The following is a 20,417-nucleotide window of genomic DNA, read 5'->3' as shown; positions in this document are numbered from 1 at the left end:
CCTCAGAGCGCTTCAGCACCGGAGATGATCTCGATCAGCTCGCGGGTGATGTTGGCCTGACGCGTCCGGTTGTAGGTCAGGGTCAGCTTGTTGATCATGTCGCCCGCGTTGCGGGTGGCGTTGTCCATCGCGTTCATCTGGCTGCCGAAGAAGCCGGCCGAGTTTTCCAGCATGGCGCGATAGATCTGGATCGCCAGGTTCTTGGGCAGCAGCTGGGCGAGGATGGTGGCCTCGTCCGGCTCGTACTCGTACCACGCCTGGGCACCGTCGGCGGGTGTCGCCTGGGCCGCGGGCAGCACGGTCGGGATCAGCTGCTGCGCCGACGGCACCTGGGCGATCACCGAGCGGAAGCGGTTGTACACCAGGGTGCAGACGTCGAACTCGCCGGCTTCCAGCATCGCGGTGATGCGGGTGGCCAGCGTGTCGGCCTCCTCGAAGCCCACGCGCTTCTTGCCGACGTAGTTGATCTCCTCGACCACCCGGCTCGCCAGCTCGCGCTTCAGATAGGCCGCGCCCTTGCGGCCCACCGTGATGACCTTGACCGTCTTGCCCTGGCTTTCCAGGTCACGGACCAGATTGCGCGCATAGCGGCTGACGTTGGTGTTGAACGCGCCCGCCAGGCCGCGGTCGGCGGTGACGACGACCAGCAGGTGCACCTTGTCGGCGCCGGAGCCGACCAGCAGCTTGGGCGCGTCCGGGCTGCCGGCGACGGCGGCACCGAGCGAGGCCAGCATCCGCTCCATGCGCTCGGCATAGGGGCGCGCGGCCTCGGCCTGCTGCTGGGCGCGGCGGAGCTTCGCCGCCGCGACCATCTTCATCGCCTGGGTGATCTTGCGGGTGGATTTGACGCTGTTGATGCGCCCCCGCAGGTCCTTCAGGTTGGCCATGGGTGTGCTCCCCTAGCCTCGCTTCAGGAGAAGGACTTGCTGAAGCCGTCCAGGAACGACACCAGCGCGGCCTCGTTGTCCTTGGACAGCTCCTTCTTGTCGCGGATGCCGGCCAGGATCTCGGGCTTCTCGGACCGGACCCCCGACAGCAGCTGCCGCTCGAAGGCACCGACCTTGTTGACCGGGATCGCGTCCAGGTAGCCGCGCACGCCGGCGAACAGGGACACCACCTGCTCCTCCACCGGCACGGGCTGGAACTGCGGCTGCTTCAACAGCTCGGTCAGGCGCGCGCCACGGGCCAGCAGGGCCTGGGTGGAGGCGTCGAGGTCCGAGGCGAACTGGGCGAAGGCCGCCATCTCGCGGTACTGGGCCAGCTCCAGCTTGATCTTGCCGGCAACCTGCTTCATCGCCTTGATCTGGGCGGCGGAGCCGACGCGCGACACGGACAGGCCGACGTTCACGGCAGGGCGGATGCCCTTGTAGAACAGCTCGGTCTCCAGGAAGATCTGGCCGTCCGTGATGGAGATCACGTTGGTCGGGATGTAGGCGGACACGTCGCCCGCCTGCGTCTCGATCACCGGCAGCGCGGTCAGCGAGCCGAGGCCGGCGGCCTCGCCCATCTTCGCCGCGCGCTCCAAGAGGCGGGAGTGCAGGTAGAACACGTCGCCCGGGTAGGCCTCGCGGCCCGGCGGACGGCGCAGCAGCAGCGACATCTGGCGGTAGGCGACGGCCTGCTTGGACAGATCGTCGTAGAAGATGACGGCGTGCTTGCCGCTGTCGCGGAAGTACTCGCCCATGGCGCAACCGGTGTAGGGCGCCAGGAACTGCATCGGCGCCGGGTCGGAGGCCGTGGCGGCGACGACGATGGAGTATTCCATCGCGCCGTTCTCTTCCAGCGTGCGGACCAGCTGCGCGACCGTCGAGCGCTTCTGCCCGATGGCGACGTAGATGCAGTAGAGCTTCTTGCTCTCGTCCGTGCCCTGGTTGATCGGCTTCTGGTTGATGATGGTGTCGATGATGACGGCGGTCTTGCCGGTCTGACGGTCACCGATCACCAGCTCGCGCTGGCCGCGGCCGATCGGGATCAGGGCGTCGATCGCCTTGATGCCGGTCTGCATCGGCTCGTGCACGGACTTGCGCGGGATGATGCCCGGCGCCTTCACCTCGACGAGCTGCTGGGTCACGTCGACCAGCGGGCCCTTGCCGTCGATCGGGTTGCCCAGGCCATCGACCACGCGGCCCAGCAGGCCACGGCCGGTCGGCACGGAGACGATGTCACCCGTGCGCTGCACGGTGTCGCCTTCCTTGACGTTCTTGTCGTCGCCGAACAGCACGATGCCGACGTTGTCGGTTTCGAGGTTCAGCGCCATGCCCTTGAGGCCGGCGGAGGGGAACTCCACCAGCTCACCGGCCATGACGTTCTGCAAGCCGTAGACGCGGGCAATGCCGTCGCCCACGGTCAAGACGGTGCCGACTTCGGCAACATTCGCTTCGGCGTCGAAGCCGGCGATCTGCTGCTTCAGGATCTCCGAGATCTCGGCGGGACGGATATCCATCAGGCGGCCCCCTTCATGGCATACTGCATGCGCTGCAGCTTGGACTTGATCGAACTGTCGAAAAGCTTGGCGCCGATACGCACAACCAACCCGCCCAGCAGGGAGGGGTCGGTGCGCTCGACCAGCTTCACGTTGGAATAGCCGGCCTCGGTCAGGCGCGCAGTCAGCTGCGTGCGCTGGACGTCGGTCAGCGGATGGGCGGTGGCGACCTCGGCGGTCTGCTGGCCGCGCTGCTCGGCAAGCAGCTGCCCGAAGGCGCTGGCGACCTGCGGCAGGGCGCCCAGGCGGCGGTTGGCGATCAGCACGCCCACCAGGTTGCGCACCTCGCCGGCGATGCCGGCGCGCTCCAGGATGGCAAAGGCGCCGCGGCGCTGCGACCCCGCATCCAGGCGCGGGTCCTGCACGAAGGAGCGGAAGCCGGCATCCTCGCGCCACAGCGCGAACAGGCGGTCGAGGTCGGTCGCCACGCGGTCGACCTCCTTCCGGTCCTTGGCGAGTTCCAGCAGCGCCAGCGCGTAGCGCTGGGCCAGGCCGCTGGCATGACCAACGGCGGGACCAGAGGCGATAGACGTGTTCGGCGAGGCGGTGGGCGCTTCGGAGGCCACGGACAATCCCGTTCTGTTATCCTGGCTGCCCCTGGGACGGGAAATCCGCCCCGGGCAGCAATGACGACGCGTCCGGAAAAGCGTTCCGTCGCGGCGGCCCGGCCTTAACACGCCCGGTCGGCGGGCGGCAACGGGTCCGCGCCTGATTCGTTACCGAACCTTCAATTTAGAGCCCCTTGCGCCCGCCCCGGCATACCAGGGGCGTCACAGAAAGCTCACCGGGTCCACATCCAGCTGCACCTTGACCGAGTTGGGCACACGCACCCGGCTCAGCCATTCGCGCAGGATCGGCTGCACCGCCACGTCCCGCCGCACCTTGATCAGCAGCCGCCGGCGGTGCCGGCCGCGCAACAGGGCCAGCGGCGCGGGGGCCGGGCCCAGCACCTCCACCCCTTCCCCGCCGGGCGCTTCCAGCCCCAGGTCGCGGGCGATCTGGTCGGCTTCCCGCTCATCCTCGGAACTCACGATCAGCGCGGCCAGCCGGCCGAAGGGCGGCCAGTGGCCGGGGCGGCGCTGGTCGGCCTCGGCCGCCATGAAGCCCGCGAGGTCGCCGGAAATCAGCGCCTGCATCACCGGGTGCTCCGGGTTCCAGGATTGCAGCAGCACCCGACCCGGCGCCTCGGCCCGCCCGGCGCGGCCCGCCACCTGGTGCAAAAGCTGCACCGTGCGCTCCGCCGCCCGCAGGTCGCCGCCCGCGAGGCCGAGGTCGGCATCCACCACGCCGACCACCGTCAGATGCGGGAAATGCCAACCCTTGGCGACGATCTGCGTGCCGATGATCAGGTCCACCTCGCGCGCCTGGATGGCCCGCGCGGCTTCCGCCGCCGCCGCCGGGCCGGGCAGCGTGTCGCTGGCCATCACCAGGCGGCGGGCGTCGGGGAACAGCTCGGCCGCCTCCTCCTGCACCCGCTCCACCCCGGGGCCGAGCGGGGTCATGCTGCCTTCGGCGCCGCATTCCGGGCAGGCGGGCGGGATCGGCTCGGCATGGCCGCAGTGGTGGCACTGCAACCGCTTCTGGATGCGGTGCTCCACCAGCCAGGCGGTGCAGTTGGGGCAGCGCATGCGGTGGCCACAGGTGCGGCACAGCGTCAGCGGCGCGTAGCCGCGGCGGTTCAGGAACAGCATCGCCTGCTCACCCCGCCCGATCGCCTCGTTGATCGCCTGCACCAGGGGGGGCGACAGAAAGCGGCCGCGTTCCGGCGGCGTCACCCGCTGGTCGATCGCCTGCACGCTGGGCAGGGTGGCGCCGCCGTGGCGGTTGGGCAGGTCCAGGCTGCTGTAGCGGCCGTTCTCGGCGTTGGTCAGCGTTTCCAGGCTGGGGGTGGCGGACACCAGCACGCAGGCGGCCTCGTTCAGCCGGGCGCGCACCACCGCCATGTCGCGGGCGTGGTAGACCACGCCCTCTTCCTGCTTGAAGGCGGTCTCATGCTCCTCGTCCACCACGATGAGGCCGAGGTCCGGGAACGGCAGGAACAGCGCCGAGCGGGCGCCGACCAGCGCCTGCACGCGGCCTTCCGCCACGCCGCGCCAGGTGTCGCGCCGCCGCTTGCTGCCCAGCTCGGAATGCCACATGGCGGGCGGCACGCCGAAGCGCGCCTCGAACCGCTCCAGCCACTGGGCGGAAAGCGCGATCTCGGGCAGCAGCACCAGCGCCTGCCGGCCGCGCGCGAGGCACTCGGCCACTGCCTCCAGATAAACCTCGGTCTTGCCCGAACCGGTGACGCCGGACAGCAGCGTGACGCCGAAGCCGCCCTTGGCCACCCCTTCCCGCATGGCGCGCGCGGCCACCTGCTGGTCCTCGCCCAGTTGCGGGCCGGTGCGCTTCAGGTCGGGCGGCAGGAACTCCACCGCGCGGGCGATCAGCGCGGGCTCCAGCAGCCCCGCATCGGCCATGCCGCGCAGCACGCCGGTGGACACGCCCGCGGCGGCGGCGATGGCGGAGGCCAGATGCGGCTCGCCGTCCAGCTCGCCCGCCATGGCTTCCAGCACCCGCTGCCGGGTGGGGGTGACCTTGCCGCCCCGCTCCAGCGTGGCGCGGCCGGCGGCGGACAGGCGCCAGCCCGCGCGCGCCGCCGGCGGCTCCAGCGCCGAGGGGCTGCTCATCGCCATGCGCAGCACGGCACCCGGCGGGCTGACGGTGTAGGCCGCCACCCAGTCGACGAACTTCCGCAGGCTCGCCGTCATCGGCGGCACGTCCAGCACCTGCTCGATGTCGCGCAGCTTGCGCTCGGGCAGCGCGGGATCGGCGTCGCCGTCCCAGATCACGCCGATCATCGCGCGGCCGGACAGCGGCACCACCACGAAGGCGCCCAGCGGCGGCGGCTCCATGCCCTGCGGCACCCGGTAGTCATAGGCACCCGCCAGGGGCAGGGGCAGCAGCACGCGCAGGCGGGGCCTGAGCGGTGACATCTCGGTTGCGGCCTTTCGCCTCGCGCCGCTCATCGGCTACTCTGATCTCCAGCACACGCCATGCAATTGGGGCGGCATGCCCCGCAACACCAGGAATTCCGGCATGAAGTTCTTCGTCGACACCGCCGAAGTGGCTGATATCCGCGCGCTCACCGAACTCGGCATGGTCGACGGCGTCACCACCAACCCGTCGCTGATCGCCAAGTCCGGCCGCAAGATGGCCGAGGTGATCGCCGAGATCTGTGAGATCACCCCGGGCCATGTCTCGGCCGAGGTGACGGCCACCGATTTCGACGGGATGCTGGCGGAAGGCAAGTTCCTGCGCTCCATCGCCTCCAACGTCGCGGTCAAGGTGCCGCTGACCGAGGCGGGGCTGCGCACCTGCCGGGCGCTGAGCCAGGAAGGCACGCCGGTCAACGTCACGCTGTGCTTCTCGGCCGCCCAAGCACTGCTGGCCGCCAAGGCGGGCGCCACCTACATCTCCCCCTTCGTCGGCCGGCTGGACGACCTGGCGCAGGACGGCATGATGCTGATCGAGGACATCGTCACCATCTATGCCAACTACCCGGCCATCAAGACCGAGGTGCTGGTGGCCTCCATCCGCCACCCGCTGCACCTGGTGCAGGCCGCCAAGCTCGGCGCCGGCGTCGCCACCCTGCCCGCCTCGGTGATCCGCCAGTTGATCAAGCACCCGCTGACCGACCGCGGCCTGGAGGCCTTCCTGGCCGACTGGCAGAAGACCGGCCAGTCCATCCTGTGATGGATGGCGCGGAGCAGGTTGCCGCCTGGCTGCGCGCCAACCCCGACTTCCTGGCGGAGCGGCCGGAGCTGTACCGGCTGCTCACCCCCCCTCGCCGCATCCATGGCGAAGGGCTGGCCGACCACATGGCCGCGATGATCGCGGCCGAGCGCGCCGCCACCCAGAGCTTCGCCGCCAGCGCCCGCGCCGGCGGCGGCTTCGCCCAGCGCGCGCAGCAGGCGGTGCTGGCCCTGATCGCCGCGCCCGACGCCGCCGAGGCCGTGGCCCAGGAATGGCCCGCCCTGCTGGGGCTGGAGCATTGCGTGCTGGCCAGCGAGGACACCCCTGCCCGGCACCGCCTGACCCTGCCCGCCGGCAGCATCGCCCGCCTGCTGCCCCCCGGCCGCGACACCGCCTTGCGCGACGCGCCCACCGATGCCGCCCTGCTGCATGGCGAGGCCGCCGCGCTGATCGCCCGCGACGCCCTGGCGCGGCTGCCCCTGCCCGGCCCGCCCGCCCTGCTGGTGCTGGGCGCCCGCGCGGGCGCCGCGCTGCCCCAGGGCTGCGCCGCCAGCCTGCGCTTTCTGGCCGCCGCCCTGGCGGCCCGGCTGGCACGCCCGTGACCGGCTTCGAGGCCCGCGCTGCCTTTCTGGCCTGGATGGAGAAAGAGCGCCGCGCCAGCCCGCACACCCTGGCCGCTTATGGCGCCGACCTGACCGACCTGCTGCAGTTCCTGGCGCGGCACCATGGCGCCGAGGCGGATCTCGCCAGCCTGAACGAGCTGCGCCCCGCCGACCTGCGCGCGTTCCTGGCCGCCCGTGCTTTTGTAGGCGCCGGCAATGCCACCCGCGCCCGGCAGCTTTCCGCCGTGCGGGCCTTTCTGCGCTTCCTGTCCCGCCACCACGGCATCCGGCCGGACGCCATCGCCGGCCTGCGTGGCCCCCGCCTGAAGCCCCCCGCCCCACGCGCGCTGCGCGAAGCCGAGGCCCGCGACGTCGCCGCCCATACCGGCGACGTGGAGAACACCGTCGGCCTGGCCCTGCGCGACACCGCCCTGTTCACCCTGCTCTACGGCTGCGGCCTGCGCATCTCCGAAGCCCTGGCTTTGAACGTGCGCGATGCCCCCACCGCCGGCACCGGACTGCGGGTGCTGGGCAAGGGTGGCAAGCAGCGCGTTGTGCCGGTGCTGCCGGCGGTGGCGGAGGCCATCGCCGCCTATCTCAGCAGCCGTGGCGGCGCCACGCCGGATGCGCCGCTGTTCGTCGGCGCTCGCGGTGACCGGCTGAACGCCGCCGTGGCACAGCGGGCGCTGCAAACCTACCGCCGCCTCGCCGGGCTGCCGGAACATGCCACGCCGCACGCCCTGCGGCATTCCTTCGCCACGCACCTGCTGGGAGCGGGCGCCGACCTGCGGGCGATCCAGGAACTGCTGGGGCATGCCAGCCTGTCCACCACGCAGCGCTACACCTCGGTGGACGCGGTGGGGCTGCTGGCGACATGGCAGAAGGCGCATCCGCGAAGTGGATGACGTGGCCAGGAAGGGCGCTGCCCTCCCTGGACCCACCCGCCGGGATGGCTGAGCCACCCCGGACCCCGGCATCTGAAAGCAGATTTCGGGCTTTCAGGATGAGCGGGGGCGCCCGCTGAGTTTTCTTAAAAAAGAGTCGCCGGAACTGAACGCCCAGTCCCCGAGGGTCATCGACCCTCGGGGGAAAGACAAAACAGACGCCGGGGTCCGGGGTGGTTCAACCACCCCGGCGGGGGTCCAGGGGGCGGCGCCCCCTGGCCCGCATCAGACGTGCAGCGCCCGCCCGTCCACCGCGAGGGCCGCTTCCTTGACCGCCTCGTTCAGCGTCGGGTGCGCGTGGCAGGTGCGGGCCACGTCCTCGGCGCTGGCGCCGAACTCCATGGCGATCGCCACTTCCGCGATCAGCGTGCCGGCATCCGGCCCGATGATGTGGCAGCCCAGCACGCGGTCGGTCGCCTTGTCGGCCAGGATCTTCACGAAGCCGTCCGTGTCGCCCATTGCGCGGGCGCGGCCATTGGCCATGAAGGGAAACTTGCCGGACTTGTATTCCTGGCCGCGCGCCTTCAGCTCCTCCTCCGTCTCGCCGACCGAGGCCACTTCCGGCCAGGTGTAGACGATGCTCGGGATGACACCGTAGTTCACGTGGCCATGCTGGCCGACCAGCATCTCGGCCAGCGCCACGCCCTCGTCCTCGGCCTTGTGGGCGAGCATGGGGCCGGTGATCACGTCGCCGATGGCGTAGATGCCCGGCACGTTGGTGGCGAAGTGGGCGTCCGTCTTGACCCGGCCGCGCTCATCCACCGCGACGCCAACGGCATCCAGGCCCAGGCCCTCGGTATAGGCGCGGCGGCCGATGGACAGCAGCACCACGTCGGCCTTGATCTCCTCGGCGGCACCGCCGGCGGCGGGCTCCACCGTCAGGGTCACGCCATCGGCGCCCTTGGCGGCGGCGGTGACCTTGGACTTCAGCTTGAACTTGATGCCCTGCTTGGACAGCACGCGCTCGAACTGCTTGCCGACCTCGTTGTCCATGGTCGGCACGATGCGGTCCAGGAACTCGATCACCGTCACCTCGGCGCCGAGCCGGCGCCACACGGAGCCCAGCTCCAGCCCGATCACGCCGCCGCCGATGACCACGAGGTGCTTGGGCACCGCATCCACTTCCAGCGCGCCGGTGGAGGTGACGATCTGCTTCTCGTCCACCTCGACACCCTTGAGCGGCATGCTGTCCGAGCCCGTGGCGATGACGATGTTCTTGGCGTCATAGGACTGGCCGGCAACCTCGACCTTGCCCGGGGCGGTGATCTTGGCCGCGCCCTTCAGCCAAGTGACCTTGTTCTTCTTGAACAGGAACTCGACGCCCTTGGTGTTGGCCGTCACCACCTCGCCCTTGCGGGCCTGCATGCGGGCCAGGTCCAGGGTCACGCCCTCCAGCTTGATGCCGAAGTCGGCGAACTTGTGCTGGGTCTCGTCAAAGGCCTCGGACGACTGCAGCAGCGCCTTGGAGGGGATGCAGCCGACGTTCAGGCAGGTGCCGCCCAGCGTTTCCCGCTTCTCGACGCAGGCGACCTTGAGGCCCAGCTGCGCCGCGCGGATGGCGCAGACATAGCCGCCGGGGCCGGCACCGATGACAATGACGTCGAAGCTTTCGGACATGAGGACGTGTTCCCGCCTGACAGATGAGGTCGCCGGGAAACTGGCCCGGTCACGCCCGGGGGGCAAGGGGCGAGGCGCGCGGCGGGCCGGGAAAAGCGTCGCGCGCCCGGCATGGCACGGCGGTCAGGCCGCGCGGCGGCGGCGCCCGTCCCGCGCCGCGGGCACCGCGCCCAGGGCGGCGACCAACCACAGCCCGGCGACGGTGCCCAGCGCCTCGGGCACCAGGCTCCGTGCCGCGCGGTCTTCCGGCCTGCCCCAAGCATCCTGCAGCAGGGCCAGCCCGGGCAGCGCCAAGCTGACGAGCAGCAGCACCGCGCTGGTCCAGAGCCCCTGCCGGCGGCATTTGTGAAAGGCTTCTCAGGCGACCCGGGCACCGAACAGCAGGTTCACGGGCGTGAGTTCCAGCGCCGGCGCCTGACCGGGCCGGAGCAGCACGACCGCCCCCAGCCGGAGGAGACCCGGCAACAAAAAAACGGCGAGGACCGCATGTCGCGCGATCCTCGCCGCCTGGCCTTCCATGGGAAGGAAGGTGGGCCTTACAGGTCCAGCAGCAGGCGCCGCGGGTCTTCCAGGCTTTCCTTGACGCGCACCAGGAAGGACACCGCCTCCTTGCCGTCGACGATGCGGTGATCGTAGGACAGCGCCAGGTACATCATCGGCCGCACCTCGATCTTGCCGTTCACCACCATGGCGCGCTCCTTGATGGAGTGCATGCCCAGGATGCCCGACTGCGGCGGGTTCAGGATCGGGGTGGACAGCAGCGAGCCGTAGATGCCGCCGTTGGTGATGGTGAAGGAACCGCCGGACAGCTCCTCCAGCTTCAGCTGGCCGTCACGCGCCTTCTTGCCGAAGCCGGCGATGGTCTTCTCGATCTCGGCGAAGCCCATCTGGTCGGCGTTCTTGAGCACCGGCACGACCAGGCCATTCGGCCCGCCCACGGCGATGCCCATGTGCACAAAGTTCTTGTAGACGATGTCGTCGCCGTCGATCTCGGCGTTCACCGCCGGGTATTCCTTCAGCGCGGCCACGCAGGCCTTCACGAAGAAGGACATGAAGCCGAGCTTGGCGCCCAGCTTCTTCTCGAAGGCGTCCTTGTATTCCGAGCGCAGGCCCATCACGGCCGTCATGTCCACCTCGTTGAAGGTGGTCAGCATGGCGGCGGTGTTCTGCGCCTCCTTCAGCCGGGTGGCGATGACCTTGCGCAGGCGCGTCATCTTCACCCGCTCCTCGCCGCCTTCCAGCGCGCGGGGGGCCTTGGCGGCGGCGGGCTTGGCGGCGGCGGCGGAAGCCGGGCGGGCCAGGAAGTCCTGCACGTCGCCCTTGCTGATGCGGCCATCCTTGGCGGTGCCGGTGCCGACCTGCTCGGCCGAAACCTTGTTCTCCGCCATCATCTTGGCGGCCGCCGGCAGCGGCGCATGGCCACCGCCCGGCACCGACACGGGGCCGGTGGCGGCGCGCGGCGCCTCCACCTTGGGGGCCGGGGCGGCGGCGGGCGCGGCCGGGGCGGCGGGCGCCGCGGCGGCCGGCTTGGCAGCCCCCGCGCCGCTGCCGGCGGCGATGGTGCCGAGCAGCGCGCCCGGCTCGACCTCGGCGCCCTCATCCGCCGCGATGGCTTCCAGCACGCCGGCGGCGGGGGCGTTCACCTCCACCGTCACCTTGTCGGTTTCCAGCTCCACCAGCGGCTCGTCGGCGGCGACGGCATCGCCGGCCTTCTTCATCCACTTCGCCACGGTGGCCGTGGAAACGCTTTCGCCCAGGGTGGGGACCAGGATCTCAGTCATCTATCGTATCGCCTCTTTACCGGGTGCTTGCTCGGATGAACTTTAGGACAGGCCGAGCGCGGAGCGCACCAGGGCTTCCTGCTGCTGCTGATGGACCTTGGCGGAGCCGGTGGCCGGGCTCGCCGCTTCCTCGCGGCCCACATACACGGGCCGCTGCGCCTTGTTGCCGAGGTCGCGCAGGACCTTCTCGATCCGCCGGTCCAGGAAGGTCCAGGCGCCCATGTTCTCGGGCTCCTCCTGGCACCACACCACCTCGGCGTTCTTGTACTCGGCTAGCACGCGGGACAGCGTCGCCTTGGGGAAGGGATACATCTGCTCCATGCGGACGATCGCCACGTCCTTGACGCCCTTGTCGCGACGCTCCTGCAGCAGGTCGTAGTAGACCTTGCCGGTGCACAGCACGACGCGCTTCACCTGCTCCGGCGCCGCGATGGCGTCTACCTCGGGGATCACGGTCTGGAAGTGGCTGCCGGGCGCGAAATCGGCCAGCGAGCTGACCGCCAGCTTGTGCCGCAGCAGCGACTTGGGCGTCATGACGATCAGCGGCTTGCGGTAGTTGCGCTTCAGCTGGCGGCGCAGCGCGTGATAGTAGTTCGCCGGCGTCGTGAAGTTGCAGACCGCCATGTTGCGCTCGGCGCAAAGCTGCAGGTAGCGCTCCAGGCGGGCGGAGGAATGCTCCGGCCCCTGCCCCTCGTAGCCATGCGGCAAGAGCATCACCAGCCCGGACATACGCAGCCACTTCGTCTCGGCCGAGGCGATGAACTGGTCGATCACCACCTGCGCACCATTGGCGAAGTCGCCGAACTGGCCTTCCCACAGCGTCAGGGTCTGCGGGTCCGCCAGGGTGTAGCCGTAGTCGAAGCCCAGCACGCCCATCTCGCTGAGCAGCGAGTTGAAGGCTTCCATCCGCTTCTGGCCGTCGCGGATGTTGTTCAGCGGCATGTATTCCGCCTGCGTCTGCTGGTCGATCAGCACGCAATGGCGGTGCGAGAAGGTGCCGCGCTGCACGTCCTCGCCCGACAGGCGGATGCGGTGGCCTTCCAGCAGCAGGGTGCCGAAGGCTAGCGCCTCGCCGGTCGCCCAGTCGATGCCCTCGCCCGTCTCGATGGCGTTCTTCTTGGCTTCAAGCTGGCGGACGATCTTGGAATTGGCGGTGAAGCCTTCCGGCACGCGGGCGAGCGCGGCGCCCACCTCGCGCAGGGTGTCCAGCGCCACGGCGGTGCCGTCCTCGACCTCGCTTTCCTCCGAGCCCGCGGCCTTCAAGCCGGACCAGTGGCCTTCCAGCCAGTCCGCCTTGTTGGGCTTGAAGGTCTGCGCGGCCTGGTAGGCGTCTTCCAACTGGGCGTTGAAGCTGTCCAGCATGGCCTTGCTGTCGTCGGCCGGCACGGCGCCCGAGGCCGCCAGACGCTCCGCGTAAAGGGTGCGGGTGGTCTTGGTTTCCTTGATGCGGGCGTACATGGTCGGCTGGGTGAAGGCCGGCTCGTCCGTCTCGTTGTGCCCGTGGCGGCGGTAGCAGACGATGTCGAGCACGATGTCGGACGCGAATTGCATGCGGTATTCGGCCGCCATGCGGGCGCAGAACACCACCGCCTCGGGGTCGTCGCCGTTCACATGCAGGATCGGCGCCTGCACGGACTTGGCGACGTCGGTGCAGTACAGGCCGGAATAGGCATGGGCGGGGACGGTGGTGAAGCCGATCTGGTTGTTGGTCACCACATGCACCGTGCCGCCGGTGCGGTAGCCGATGAGCTGGCTCATCGCCAGGGTCTCGTAGACCACGCCCTGGCCGGCGAAGGCGGCATCGCCGTGCAGCAGGATGCCCATGACGCTGCGGCGGCCCTTGGTGTCGCCCGACATGTCCTGGCGCGCGCGCACCTTGCCCACCACCACCGGGTCCACGACCTCGAGGTGCGACGGGTTGGGCTGCAGCGACAGGTGCACCTGCCGGCCGTTGATCTCGATGTCCGTGGAGGTGCCGAGGTGGTACTTCACGTCGCCCGAGCCCTGGACGTCGTCCGGGTTGGCGGAGATGCCCTTGAACTCGGCGAAGATGCGGGTGAAGGGCTTCTTCACCACATTCACCAGCACGTTCAGCCGGCCACGATGGGCCATGCCGATGACGATCTCGCCCACGCCGCCATTGGCCGCGGCCTCGATCACCGTCTGCACGGCGGGAATGGTGACCTCGCCACCTTCAAGGCCGAAGCGCTTGGTGCCGACATACTTGCGGGCGCAGAAGGCCTCGAAGCCCTCGGCCTCGGTCAGCTGCTGCAGGATGCCGCGCTTGGCGGCGCCGTCGAAGCCCTGCAGCCAGGGCGCGCCCTCGACCTTCTGCTGGATCCAGGCCTTCTGCTCGGGGTCCTGGATGTGCATGAACTCGACGCCGATCGAGCCGCAGTAGCTGGCGCGGCAGGTGGCGATGATCTCGCGCAGCGTGGCGGATTCGCGGCCCAGTACGCGGTCGATGAAGATCGGCCGGTCGAGGTCGGCGTCCGAGAAGCCGTAGGTCTTGGGGTCCAGCTCGGGATGCGGCTTGGCGACCTGCAGGTGCAGCGGGTCGAGCTGCGCTTCCAGGTGGCCGCGCACGCGGTAGGCGCGGATCAGCATCAGGGCGCGGATCGAATCCAGCACCTGCTGGCGGCCGGCGGCGGGGTCGGCGGGCTTGGCCGCGGGCGCGGCGCCCGGCTTGGCCTTGGGATCGGGCTTGGGCGCCTCGGGCTCGGGCGCGAAGCCGCCACGCGGGCGCGGGGCCCAGGAGGCGCCGGAAGCGTTCTGCATCACGGCCCGGGCGTCGTCGTTCAGCGCCGCGAACAGCTCCTGGAAGGAGGCGTCCACGCTGTCCGGCTGATCCACCCAGCGGGCATAGAGATCGGCGAGGAAGGTGGCGTTCGCCCCCGTCATCGCACTCGCCAGGATATCGATACCGGCCATCAGCTCCTCCTCGCCTCGCCTGCCTTCAGGTCGGGGCGGCTTTCTCTAACATGGACGTCACAAAATGCAGCGCCGCCCCTGATATAGGGGCGGCGTGCATGAACATAGAATGTATGGCGGCGTCATGGCAGCAATCCGCATCGCGCGGCCCCGAAGGGCCGGCGGGCGGGGGTGCCGCCATGTCGCATCGCCAGGGTCATCAGCCGGCGATGGCCTTGACCATGGTCGAGCCCAGCGCCGCCGGGCTGTCGGCCACGTGCACGCCGGCCTCGCGCATCGCCGACATCTTGGCCTCGGCCGTGTCCTTGCCGCCCGAGATCACGGCGCCGGCATGGCCCATGCGGCGGCCCGGAGGGGCGGTCGCACCGGCAATGAAGCCGACCACGGGCTTGTAGGTGCTGGAGCCCTTCTTGTTCTCGCGGGCCAGGAACTCGGCCGCCTGGATCTCGCTCTGGCCGCCGATCTCGCCGATCATCACGATCTGCTTGGTGTCGGGGTCGGCCAGGAACATCTCCAGCACTTCGGTGAAGTCCATGCCCTTCACCGGGTCGCCGCCGATGCCGACGCAGGTGGACTGGCCGAGGCCGGCCGCCGTGGTCTGCGCCACCGCCTCATAGGTCAGCGTGCCCGAGCGGGACACGATGCCGACCGAGCCGGGCTTGTGGATGTGGCCCGGCATGATGCCGATCTTGCAAGCGCCGGGCGTGATCACGCCCGGGCAGTTCGGACCCACCAGGCGGGACTTGGAGCCCGACAGCGCGCGCTTGACCTTGATCATGTCGATCACCGGGATGCCCTCGGTGATGCAGATGATCAGCGGCACCTCGGCGTCGATCGCCTCCAGGATGGAGTCGGCGGCGAAGGGCGGCGGCACGTAGATGACGGAGGCATTGGCGCCCGTCTTCTCCACGCATTCGGCGACGGTGTCGAAGACCGGCAGGTTCAGGTGGGTCTGGCCACCCTTGCCCGGCGTCACGCCGCCGACATAGTTCGAGCCGTAAGCGATGCCCTGCTCGGCGTGGAAGGTGCCCTGCGAGCCGGTGAAGCCCTGGGTCATGACCTTGGTGTTGGCGTCGACGAGGATGGCCATCTTACTTGGCTCCCTTCACGGCGGCGACGACCTTCTCGGCGGCGTCGGCCAGGTTGTCGGCCGGGATGATGGCCAAGCCGGACTCGGCCAGGATCTTCTTGCCGAGGTCGACGTTGGTGCCTTCCAGGCGCACCACCAGCGGCACCGACAGGGTCAGCGTCTTGGCGGCTTCCACGATGCCGTTGGCGATCATGTCGCACTTGGCGATGCCGCCGAAGATGTTGACCAGGATCGCCTTGACGTTGCTGTCGGAGGTGATGATCCGGAACGCCTCGGTGACGCGGGCCGCAGTCGCGGTGCCGCCGACGTCCAGGAAGTTGGCGGGCGAGGAGCCGTAGAGCTTGATGATGTCCATGGTGGCCATCGCCAGCCCGGCGCCGTTCACCATGCAGCCGATCTCGCCGTCGAGGGCCACGTAGTTCAGGTCGTTCTTGACCGCTTCCAGCTCCTTGGGGTCCATCTCCGTGTCGTCACGGAGCGCCTCCAGGTCCTTGTGGCGGAACAGCGCGCTGTCGTCGAAGGAGACCTTGGCGTCCAGCGCCATGATCTCGCCCGCGCCGGTCACGACGATCGGGTTGATCTCGACGATGGCGCAGTCCAGCTCGATGAAGGCCTTGTACAGCGCCAAGACGAACTTGGTGAAGGACGCGACCTGCTTGCCTTCCAGGCCCAGCCCGAAGGCCAGCTTGCGGGCATGGAAGCCCGACACGCCGGAGGCCGGGTCGACCACGGCCTTGAGGATCTTCTCGGGGTGGTTCTCGGCCACCTCCTCGATCTCCATGCCACCCTCGGTCGAGGCCATGATGACGATGCGCGAGGTGTCGCGGTCGACCAAGAGGGACAGGTACAGCTCGCGCTTGATGTCGCAGCCGTCCTCGACATAGACGCGGGACACCTGCTTGCCGGCCTCGCCGGTCTGCTTGGTCACCAGCGTCTTGCCGATCATCGCCTCGGCGGCCGCCTTCACGTCCTCGACCGACTTGACGACGCGGACGCCGCCCTTGCCGTTCGGGTCTTCCTTGAAGCGGCCGGCGCCGCGGCCACCGGCGTGGATCTGCGACTTCACCACATAGACCGGGCCGGGCAGCTTCTTTGCCGCCTCTTCCGCCTCGGCGGCATTCCAGGCGACATGGCCTTCGAGCACCGCGACGCCGTAGCGCTTCAGCAGCTCTTTGCCCTGATATTCATGGATATTCATCCGCTCACCCTTTGTCTGGAGCTGGGGCCGCGTGTCCGGCCGGAAAACCGGCCGGGGCGCGAACGCCCCGGCCCAGGGAGCGTCAGACGCCGAGCGCCTTGAAGTCCGACACCAGCTTCTTCACCGCGTCGCAGGACTTGTCGAAGGCGGCCTTCTCGTCGCCGGTGAACTCCACCTCGACGATCTTCTCCACGCCGCCGGCGCCGATCACGACGGGCACGCCGACATAGAAGTCGTTCATGCCGTATTCGCCGTTCAGCATCACGGCGCAGGGCAGGACGCGCTTCTTGTCCTTCAGGTAGCTCTCGGCCATCGCCACGGCCGAGGCGGCCGGCGCGTAGAAGGCGGAGCCCTTTTCCAGCAGCTTGACGATCTCGCCGCCGCCATTCGCGGTGCGGTTGACGATGGCGTCGATCCGCTCCTGCGTGGTCCAGCCCATCTTGATCAGGTCCGGCACCGGGATGCCGGCGACCGTGGAATAGCGCGTCAGCGGCACCATGGTGTCGCCGTGGCCGCCCAGCACGAAGGCGGTGACGTCCTCGACCGAGACCTTGAACTCCTCGGCCAGGAAGGTGCGGAAGCGCGCGCTGTCCAGCACGCCGGCCATGCCGACGACCTTGTTGGCGGGCAGGCCCGACTTCTGCTGCAGCGCCCAGACCATGACGTCCAGCGGGTTGGTGATGCAGATCACGAAGGCGTCCGGGGCATGCTGCTTGATGCCCTCGGCCACCTGGCCCATCACGCCGGCGTTCTTGGTGAGCAGGTCGTCGCGGCTCATGCCCGGCATGCGGGGGAAGCCGGCGGTGACGATCACCACGTCGGCGCCCGCGATGGCGGCGTAGTCGCTGCCGCCCGTCATGTGGCTGTCAAAGCCATCGACTGGGCTGGACTGCATGATGTCGAGCGCCTTGCCGGCGGCGACGCCGCCGAACACGTCGAACATCACGACGTCGCCCAGTTCCTTGAGGCCGATCAGGTGGGCCAGCGTGCCACCGATGTTGCCAGCGCCGATCAGCGCAATCTTCTTGCGGGCCATAGGCTTTTTCCTTCCCGGGACTTGCGGGGTAGAGGACGGAAATCCGGAATCTCGCGCGGGCTTCCTACTCCCCTCCGCCAGCCCCGACAAGGCGGGGGGCACCGCGATTCGGTGCGGTGCAGCGAAAACGGCGCCGCTGGCGGCGCCGCTCCCCCGGTCAGAGGGGCATGCAGCGGACCACGTCAGCATGCCCGCGCGCCAGGGTGGACATGGTGCCCGCCGGGCAGTCGCGCTGGTCGCCGCTGGCGGCCGGCAGGCCGGACTGCCAGGAGGTGTAGCGGGCGCCACGGCCGGTGAAGCGCGCCGGCGCCTCGGCCACCTCCTCATAGGCGCCGCCGCGGATGCTGCCGCGGGCCACCTGCGGCTGCTGCTGGATGCTGCGGCCGGTCGCCTTGGCGGTTTGCCGGGCACGAGAGCCGGACGACACGGTCACGGCCGTGCGGCCGCGCACCACGGGGCCGTTGCGCAACGCCGGCGCCGCGGCGGCGCGCGACACCAGGCGCGGCGCCGGGGCGCGGGCGGTGGTGCCGCGGGACACCACGGGTGCCGCGGCCCGCGCGGCGGGCTTCACCACCTTGGCGGCGGCGCCCCGGTCGCGCGGGCTGGCGGCGGAGGCCGACGGAACAGCGGCGGCAACGGCGAACAGGCCCAGCAGGGCCAACGGAATCAAACGCATGACAAACTCCCCCAATAATCCCCAAACCAGGCACGCCAGCCGATTTCCCCCCGGCGGGCGCGCCCCCTCAGCCCCTCAACCCCCTCAGGTGAGGTGCGGCAGGCGCAGGTAATCCTGGCTCTGCATCTCTTCCAGGCGAGAGGCGGTGCGCTGAAACATCGCCGCGTTCTCCCCCTGTTCGTAGAGCTGATCCGGCACGGCGGCGGCCGACGCCACCAGCTTGCAGCGGTGCTCGTAAAGCGTATCGACCAGCGTGATGAAGCGTCGCGCCTTGTCGAAATTGTCGGGCCCGAGGCGTGGCACGCCATCCAGCACCAGGGTGTGGAAATGCGTGGACAGCGCCAGGTAGTCGGCCGGCCCCAGCGGCTTGCCGCACAAGGCGTCGAAATCCGCCCGCGCCACGCCGCCCACGGCCTGCGGCACGCTGATGGAACGGCCCAGCAACGCCAGCGTCCGTGGCTCGCCATGCCGCTGGCCGGTCAGCTCCAGAAAGGCACTGTCCAGCGCCCGCTCGGCCCGGCCATCCGCCGGCACGTGCCAGGTGGGCAGGCCATGGATGCGGTCGCGCCGGTAATCCTGCGCCGACTGCAGGTGCAGCACGGCCACCTTCTGCTGGATCAAGTGAATGAAGGGCAGAAAGGCGTCGCGCCCCGGCTTGCCCTTGAACAGGTCGGCCGGCGCGGTGTTGGAGGTGGCGACCACCACGACGCCGCGCGCGAACAGCGCCTCGAACAGCCGCCCCAGGATCATCGCGTCGGTGATGTCGTGGACCTGGAACTCGTCGAAGCACAGCAGCGCGGCCTCGCCTGCGATGGCCTCGGCCAGCGGCGGGATGGGGTCGGTCTCACCGGGGTTCGCCTTGCGCCACGCGTGGATGCGGGCGTGGCAGTCCTGCATGAACTGGTGGAAGTGGATGCGGCGCTTGCGCGGCACGTCGGCACAATCGAAGAACAGGTCCATCAGCATGGACTTTCCGCGACCGACCTCGCCGACCATGTAGAGGCCCTGGGGCGCGTGGCCCGGCGCCTCGTCCACCGGCTTGCGGCGGAAAAAGCGGGCCATGAAGCCGCCGCCGCCGCTGGCCTTGGCGGCCTCCTCCACATTCGGGTCGTAACCGCGCAGGCGGCGCCACAGGTCCTGCAGGGTTTCGGCCGCCAGCGCCTGCGCCGGGTCAGTGCGCAACGCGCCCGACGCCACGCGGGCACGATAGGCCGGCAACGGGCCTTCGGCGGTCTTGGTGGGCGTGGAGGAGCCGTCCATGGCTTCGCGGCATAGCCTTTCACACCCGCCAGGGCAACCGTGTGAGCTGAAGATCACCCGGGAAGTGCTTGCCAATCCTCAGGAATCGCAGCCACGCCCCGGCTTGCCGCAGTGCCGAAACCGGCCCAAACCCGGCGGTCGTTCTCTTTTCGGAACAGGATGTTAGCCAAATGGGATTGGCCGCGGCGGTGCCAGGGTGCTTCGCCAAGCGCCGCCGGCACGAAAAAGGCCCGCCGGTTCGCACCGGCGGGCCCTGTTCCGTCACGCCGGGCGAATCAGCCCTGGCGCTCGACCATCAGCTGCTTGATGGAGCCGATCGCCTGGGCGGGGTTGAGGCCCTTCGGGCAGGCGGCGGTGCAGTTCATGATGGTGTGGCAGCGGTACAGCCGGAACGGATCTTCCAGGTTGTCCAGGCGCTCGCCCGTCGCCTCGTCGCGCGAATCGGCGATCCAGCGATAGGCCTGCAACAGCACGGCCGGGCCGAGGTAGCGGTCGCCATTCCACCAGTAGGACGGGCAGGAGGTGGAGCAGCAGAAGCACAGGATGCATTCCCACAGCCCGTCGAGCTTGGCGCGCTCCTCCTTGGACTGCAGGCGCTCGCCATCCGGCGGCGGCGCCGTGTCGGACTTCAGCCAGGGCTCGACGGAGCGGAGCTGCGCGTAGATCTGCGACAGGTCCGGTACCAGGTCCTTGACCACCGGCATGTGCGGCAGCGGCGTGATGCGCACGTCGGCCTTCTTGACGTCCTCGATCGGCTTCAGGCAGGCCAGCGTGTTCATGCCGTCGATGTTCATCGAGCAGGAACCGCAGATGCCCTCGCGGCAGGAGCGACGGAAGGTCAGCGTGGTGTCGACCTCGTTCTTGATCTTGATCAGCGCGTCCAAGACCATCGGCCCGCACTTGTCGAGGTCGATCTCATAGGTGTCGTAGCGCGGGTTCTCGCCGGTGTCCGGGTCCCAGCGGTAGATCTTGAACGACTTGACGTTCTTGGCCCCGGCTTCGGCCCGGTAGGTCTGGCCGGTGCCGATGGTCGAGTTCTTGGGCAGCGTGAAAGTGGCCATGGTC

At 69.6% G+C, this 20,417-nt stretch carries 17 protein-coding genes; 3 read left to right on the top strand and 14 right to left on the bottom strand.

Annotated features, from left to right (window positions below):
- Positions 1 to 2 precede the first annotated feature (2 nt).
- The 4 genes from IAI59_RS08670 to IAI59_RS08655 all read right to left on the bottom strand — a co-directional run bounded on the left by IAI59_RS08670 (position 3) and on the right by IAI59_RS08655 (position 5,457).
- Positions 3 to 887: a F0F1 ATP synthase subunit gamma gene (locus IAI59_RS08670; protein ID WP_207416149.1), complete on the bottom strand. Its 885-nt coding sequence runs from the start codon at positions 885 to 887 to the stop codon at positions 3 to 5.
- Positions 888 to 910: 23 nt separating this feature from the next.
- The gene (gene atpA / locus IAI59_RS08665; protein WP_207416148.1) at positions 911 to 2,443 is read right to left on the bottom strand and encodes a F0F1 ATP synthase subunit alpha; all 1,533 of its coding nucleotides are present in this window, start codon (positions 2,441 to 2,443) and stop codon (positions 911 to 913) included.
- On the bottom strand, positions 2,443 to 3,048 hold the full coding sequence (locus IAI59_RS08660; protein ID WP_237181218.1) for a F0F1 ATP synthase subunit delta: 606 nt from the start codon (positions 3,046 to 3,048) through the stop codon (positions 2,443 to 2,445). Before IAI59_RS08660 ends, atpA begins: the two co-directional genes overlap by 1 nt.
- Before the next feature lie 204 nt (positions 3,049 to 3,252).
- Positions 3,253 to 5,457: a primosomal protein N' gene (locus IAI59_RS08655; RefSeq protein WP_237180552.1), complete on the bottom strand. Its 2,205-nt coding sequence runs from the start codon at positions 5,455 to 5,457 to the stop codon at positions 3,253 to 3,255.
- 103 nt (positions 5,458 to 5,560) lie between these two features.
- Here IAI59_RS08655 and fsa point away from each other — a divergent pair, with 103 nt between their 5' ends.
- From fsa to IAI59_RS08640, 3 genes are read left to right on the top strand one after another with little or no spacing between them, the layout of a single operon-like run.
- Positions 5,561 to 6,217: a fructose-6-phosphate aldolase gene (gene fsa / locus IAI59_RS08650; protein ID WP_207416145.1), complete on the top strand. Its 657-nt coding sequence runs from the start codon at positions 5,561 to 5,563 to the stop codon at positions 6,215 to 6,217.
- Positions 6,217 to 6,819: a hypothetical protein gene (locus tag IAI59_RS08645; RefSeq protein WP_207416144.1), complete on the top strand. Its 603-nt coding sequence runs from the start codon at positions 6,217 to 6,219 to the stop codon at positions 6,817 to 6,819. Before fsa ends, IAI59_RS08645 begins: the two co-directional genes overlap by 1 nt.
- Positions 6,816 to 7,724: a tyrosine recombinase XerC gene (locus IAI59_RS08640; RefSeq protein WP_237181217.1), complete on the top strand. Its 909-nt coding sequence runs from the start codon at positions 6,816 to 6,818 to the stop codon at positions 7,722 to 7,724. Before IAI59_RS08645 ends, IAI59_RS08640 begins: the two co-directional genes overlap by 4 nt.
- Before the next feature lie 264 nt (positions 7,725 to 7,988).
- Here the strand turns inward: IAI59_RS08640 and lpdA are convergent, their stop codons facing one another.
- From lpdA to IAI59_RS08590, 10 genes are all read right to left on the bottom strand, one after another.
- The gene (gene lpdA, locus IAI59_RS08635) at positions 7,989 to 9,380 is read right to left on the bottom strand and encodes a dihydrolipoyl dehydrogenase (protein ID WP_207416143.1); all 1,392 of its coding nucleotides are present in this window, start codon (positions 9,378 to 9,380) and stop codon (positions 7,989 to 7,991) included.
- Between the two features lie 123 nt (positions 9,381 to 9,503).
- Entirely contained in the window at positions 9,504 to 9,692 is a 189-nt protein-coding gene (locus IAI59_RS08630; RefSeq protein WP_207416142.1) for a hypothetical protein, read from the bottom strand.
- Positions 9,693 to 9,916: 224 nt separating this feature from the next.
- Positions 9,917 to 11,161 (bottom strand): 2-oxoglutarate dehydrogenase complex dihydrolipoyllysine-residue succinyltransferase, encoded by a 1,245-nt coding sequence (gene odhB, locus IAI59_RS08625; RefSeq protein ID WP_207416140.1) that lies wholly within the window; start codon positions 11,159 to 11,161, stop codon positions 9,917 to 9,919.
- 42 nt (positions 11,162 to 11,203) lie between these two features.
- On the bottom strand, positions 11,204 to 14,092 hold the full coding sequence (locus IAI59_RS08620; protein ID WP_207416139.1) for a 2-oxoglutarate dehydrogenase E1 component: 2,889 nt from the start codon (positions 14,090 to 14,092) through the stop codon (positions 11,204 to 11,206).
- 199 nt (positions 14,093 to 14,291) lie between these two features.
- Positions 14,292 to 15,182 (bottom strand): succinate--CoA ligase subunit alpha, encoded by an 891-nt coding sequence (sucD, locus tag IAI59_RS08615; protein ID WP_207416138.1) that lies wholly within the window; start codon positions 15,180 to 15,182, stop codon positions 14,292 to 14,294.
- A 1-nt stretch (position 15,183) separates the two neighbouring features.
- A complete protein-coding gene (gene sucC, locus IAI59_RS08610) occupies positions 15,184 to 16,380 on the bottom strand; it encodes an ADP-forming succinate--CoA ligase subunit beta (RefSeq protein WP_207416137.1) in 1,197 nt (398 codons plus the stop codon).
- Between the two features lie 82 nt (positions 16,381 to 16,462).
- Complete coding sequence (gene mdh / locus IAI59_RS08605) at positions 16,463 to 17,416, bottom strand: malate dehydrogenase (protein WP_207416136.1); 954 nt, start codon at positions 17,414 to 17,416, stop codon at positions 16,463 to 16,465.
- A 157-nt stretch (positions 17,417 to 17,573) separates the two neighbouring features.
- On the bottom strand, positions 17,574 to 18,092 hold the full coding sequence (locus tag IAI59_RS08600; RefSeq protein WP_207416135.1) for a hypothetical protein: 519 nt from the start codon (positions 18,090 to 18,092) through the stop codon (positions 17,574 to 17,576).
- Between the two features lie 84 nt (positions 18,093 to 18,176).
- A complete protein-coding gene (gene zapE / locus IAI59_RS08595; RefSeq protein WP_207416134.1) occupies positions 18,177 to 19,352 on the bottom strand; it encodes a cell division protein ZapE in 1,176 nt (391 codons plus the stop codon).
- A gap of 275 nt (positions 19,353 to 19,627) precedes the next feature.
- Positions 19,628 to 20,413, bottom strand: a complete 786-nt coding sequence (locus IAI59_RS08590) for a succinate dehydrogenase iron-sulfur subunit (protein WP_207416133.1) — start codon at positions 20,411 to 20,413, stop codon at positions 19,628 to 19,630.
- Positions 20,414 to 20,417 lie beyond the last annotated feature (4 nt).

This window comes from Roseomonas haemaphysalidis (assembly GCF_017355405.1).
Lineage (GTDB): Bacteria > Pseudomonadota > Alphaproteobacteria > Acetobacterales > Acetobacteraceae > Pseudoroseomonas > Pseudoroseomonas haemaphysalidis.
Note: the sequence above shows the minus strand (reverse complement) of the source record. Positions and strands in the feature narration are given on the sequence as shown.

Excerpts from the sequence above, each read along its gene's own strand:
- lpdA (WP_207416143.1), bottom strand. The coding sequence starts at position 9,380 with ATGTCCGAAAGCTTCGACGTCATTGTCATCGGTGCCGGCCCCGGCGGC.
- zapE (WP_207416134.1), bottom strand. The coding sequence starts at position 19,352 with ATGGACGGCTCCTCCACGCCCACCAAGACCGCCGAAGGCCCGTTGCCG.
- IAI59_RS08590 (WP_207416133.1), bottom strand. The coding sequence starts at position 20,413 with ATGGCCACTTTCACGCTGCCCAAGAACTCGACCATCGGCACCGGCCAG.
- IAI59_RS08645 (WP_207416144.1), top strand. The coding sequence starts at position 6,217 with ATGGATGGCGCGGAGCAGGTTGCCGCCTGGCTGCGCGCCAACCCCGAC.
- sucC (WP_207416137.1), bottom strand. The coding sequence starts at position 16,380 with ATGAATATCCATGAATATCAGGGCAAAGAGCTGCTGAAGCGCTACGGC.
- IAI59_RS08655 (WP_237180552.1), bottom strand. The coding sequence starts at position 5,457 with ATGTCACCGCTCAGGCCCCGCCTGCGCGTGCTGCTGCCCCTGCCCCTG.
- atpA (WP_207416148.1), bottom strand. The coding sequence starts at position 2,443 with ATGGATATCCGTCCCGCCGAGATCTCGGAGATCCTGAAGCAGCAGATC.
- IAI59_RS08600 (WP_207416135.1), bottom strand. The coding sequence starts at position 18,092 with ATGCGTTTGATTCCGTTGGCCCTGCTGGGCCTGTTCGCCGTTGCCGCC.
- mdh (WP_207416136.1), bottom strand. The coding sequence starts at position 17,416 with ATGGCCCGCAAGAAGATTGCGCTGATCGGCGCTGGCAACATCGGTGGC.
- sucD (WP_207416138.1), bottom strand. The coding sequence starts at position 15,182 with ATGGCCATCCTCGTCGACGCCAACACCAAGGTCATGACCCAGGGCTTC.
- IAI59_RS08620 (WP_207416139.1), bottom strand. The coding sequence starts at position 14,092 with ATGGCCGGTATCGATATCCTGGCGAGTGCGATGACGGGGGCGAACGCC.
- odhB (WP_207416140.1), bottom strand. The coding sequence starts at position 11,161 with ATGACTGAGATCCTGGTCCCCACCCTGGGCGAAAGCGTTTCCACGGCC.
- fsa (WP_207416145.1), top strand. The coding sequence starts at position 5,561 with ATGAAGTTCTTCGTCGACACCGCCGAAGTGGCTGATATCCGCGCGCTC.
- IAI59_RS08670 (WP_207416149.1), bottom strand. The coding sequence starts at position 887 with ATGGCCAACCTGAAGGACCTGCGGGGGCGCATCAACAGCGTCAAATCC.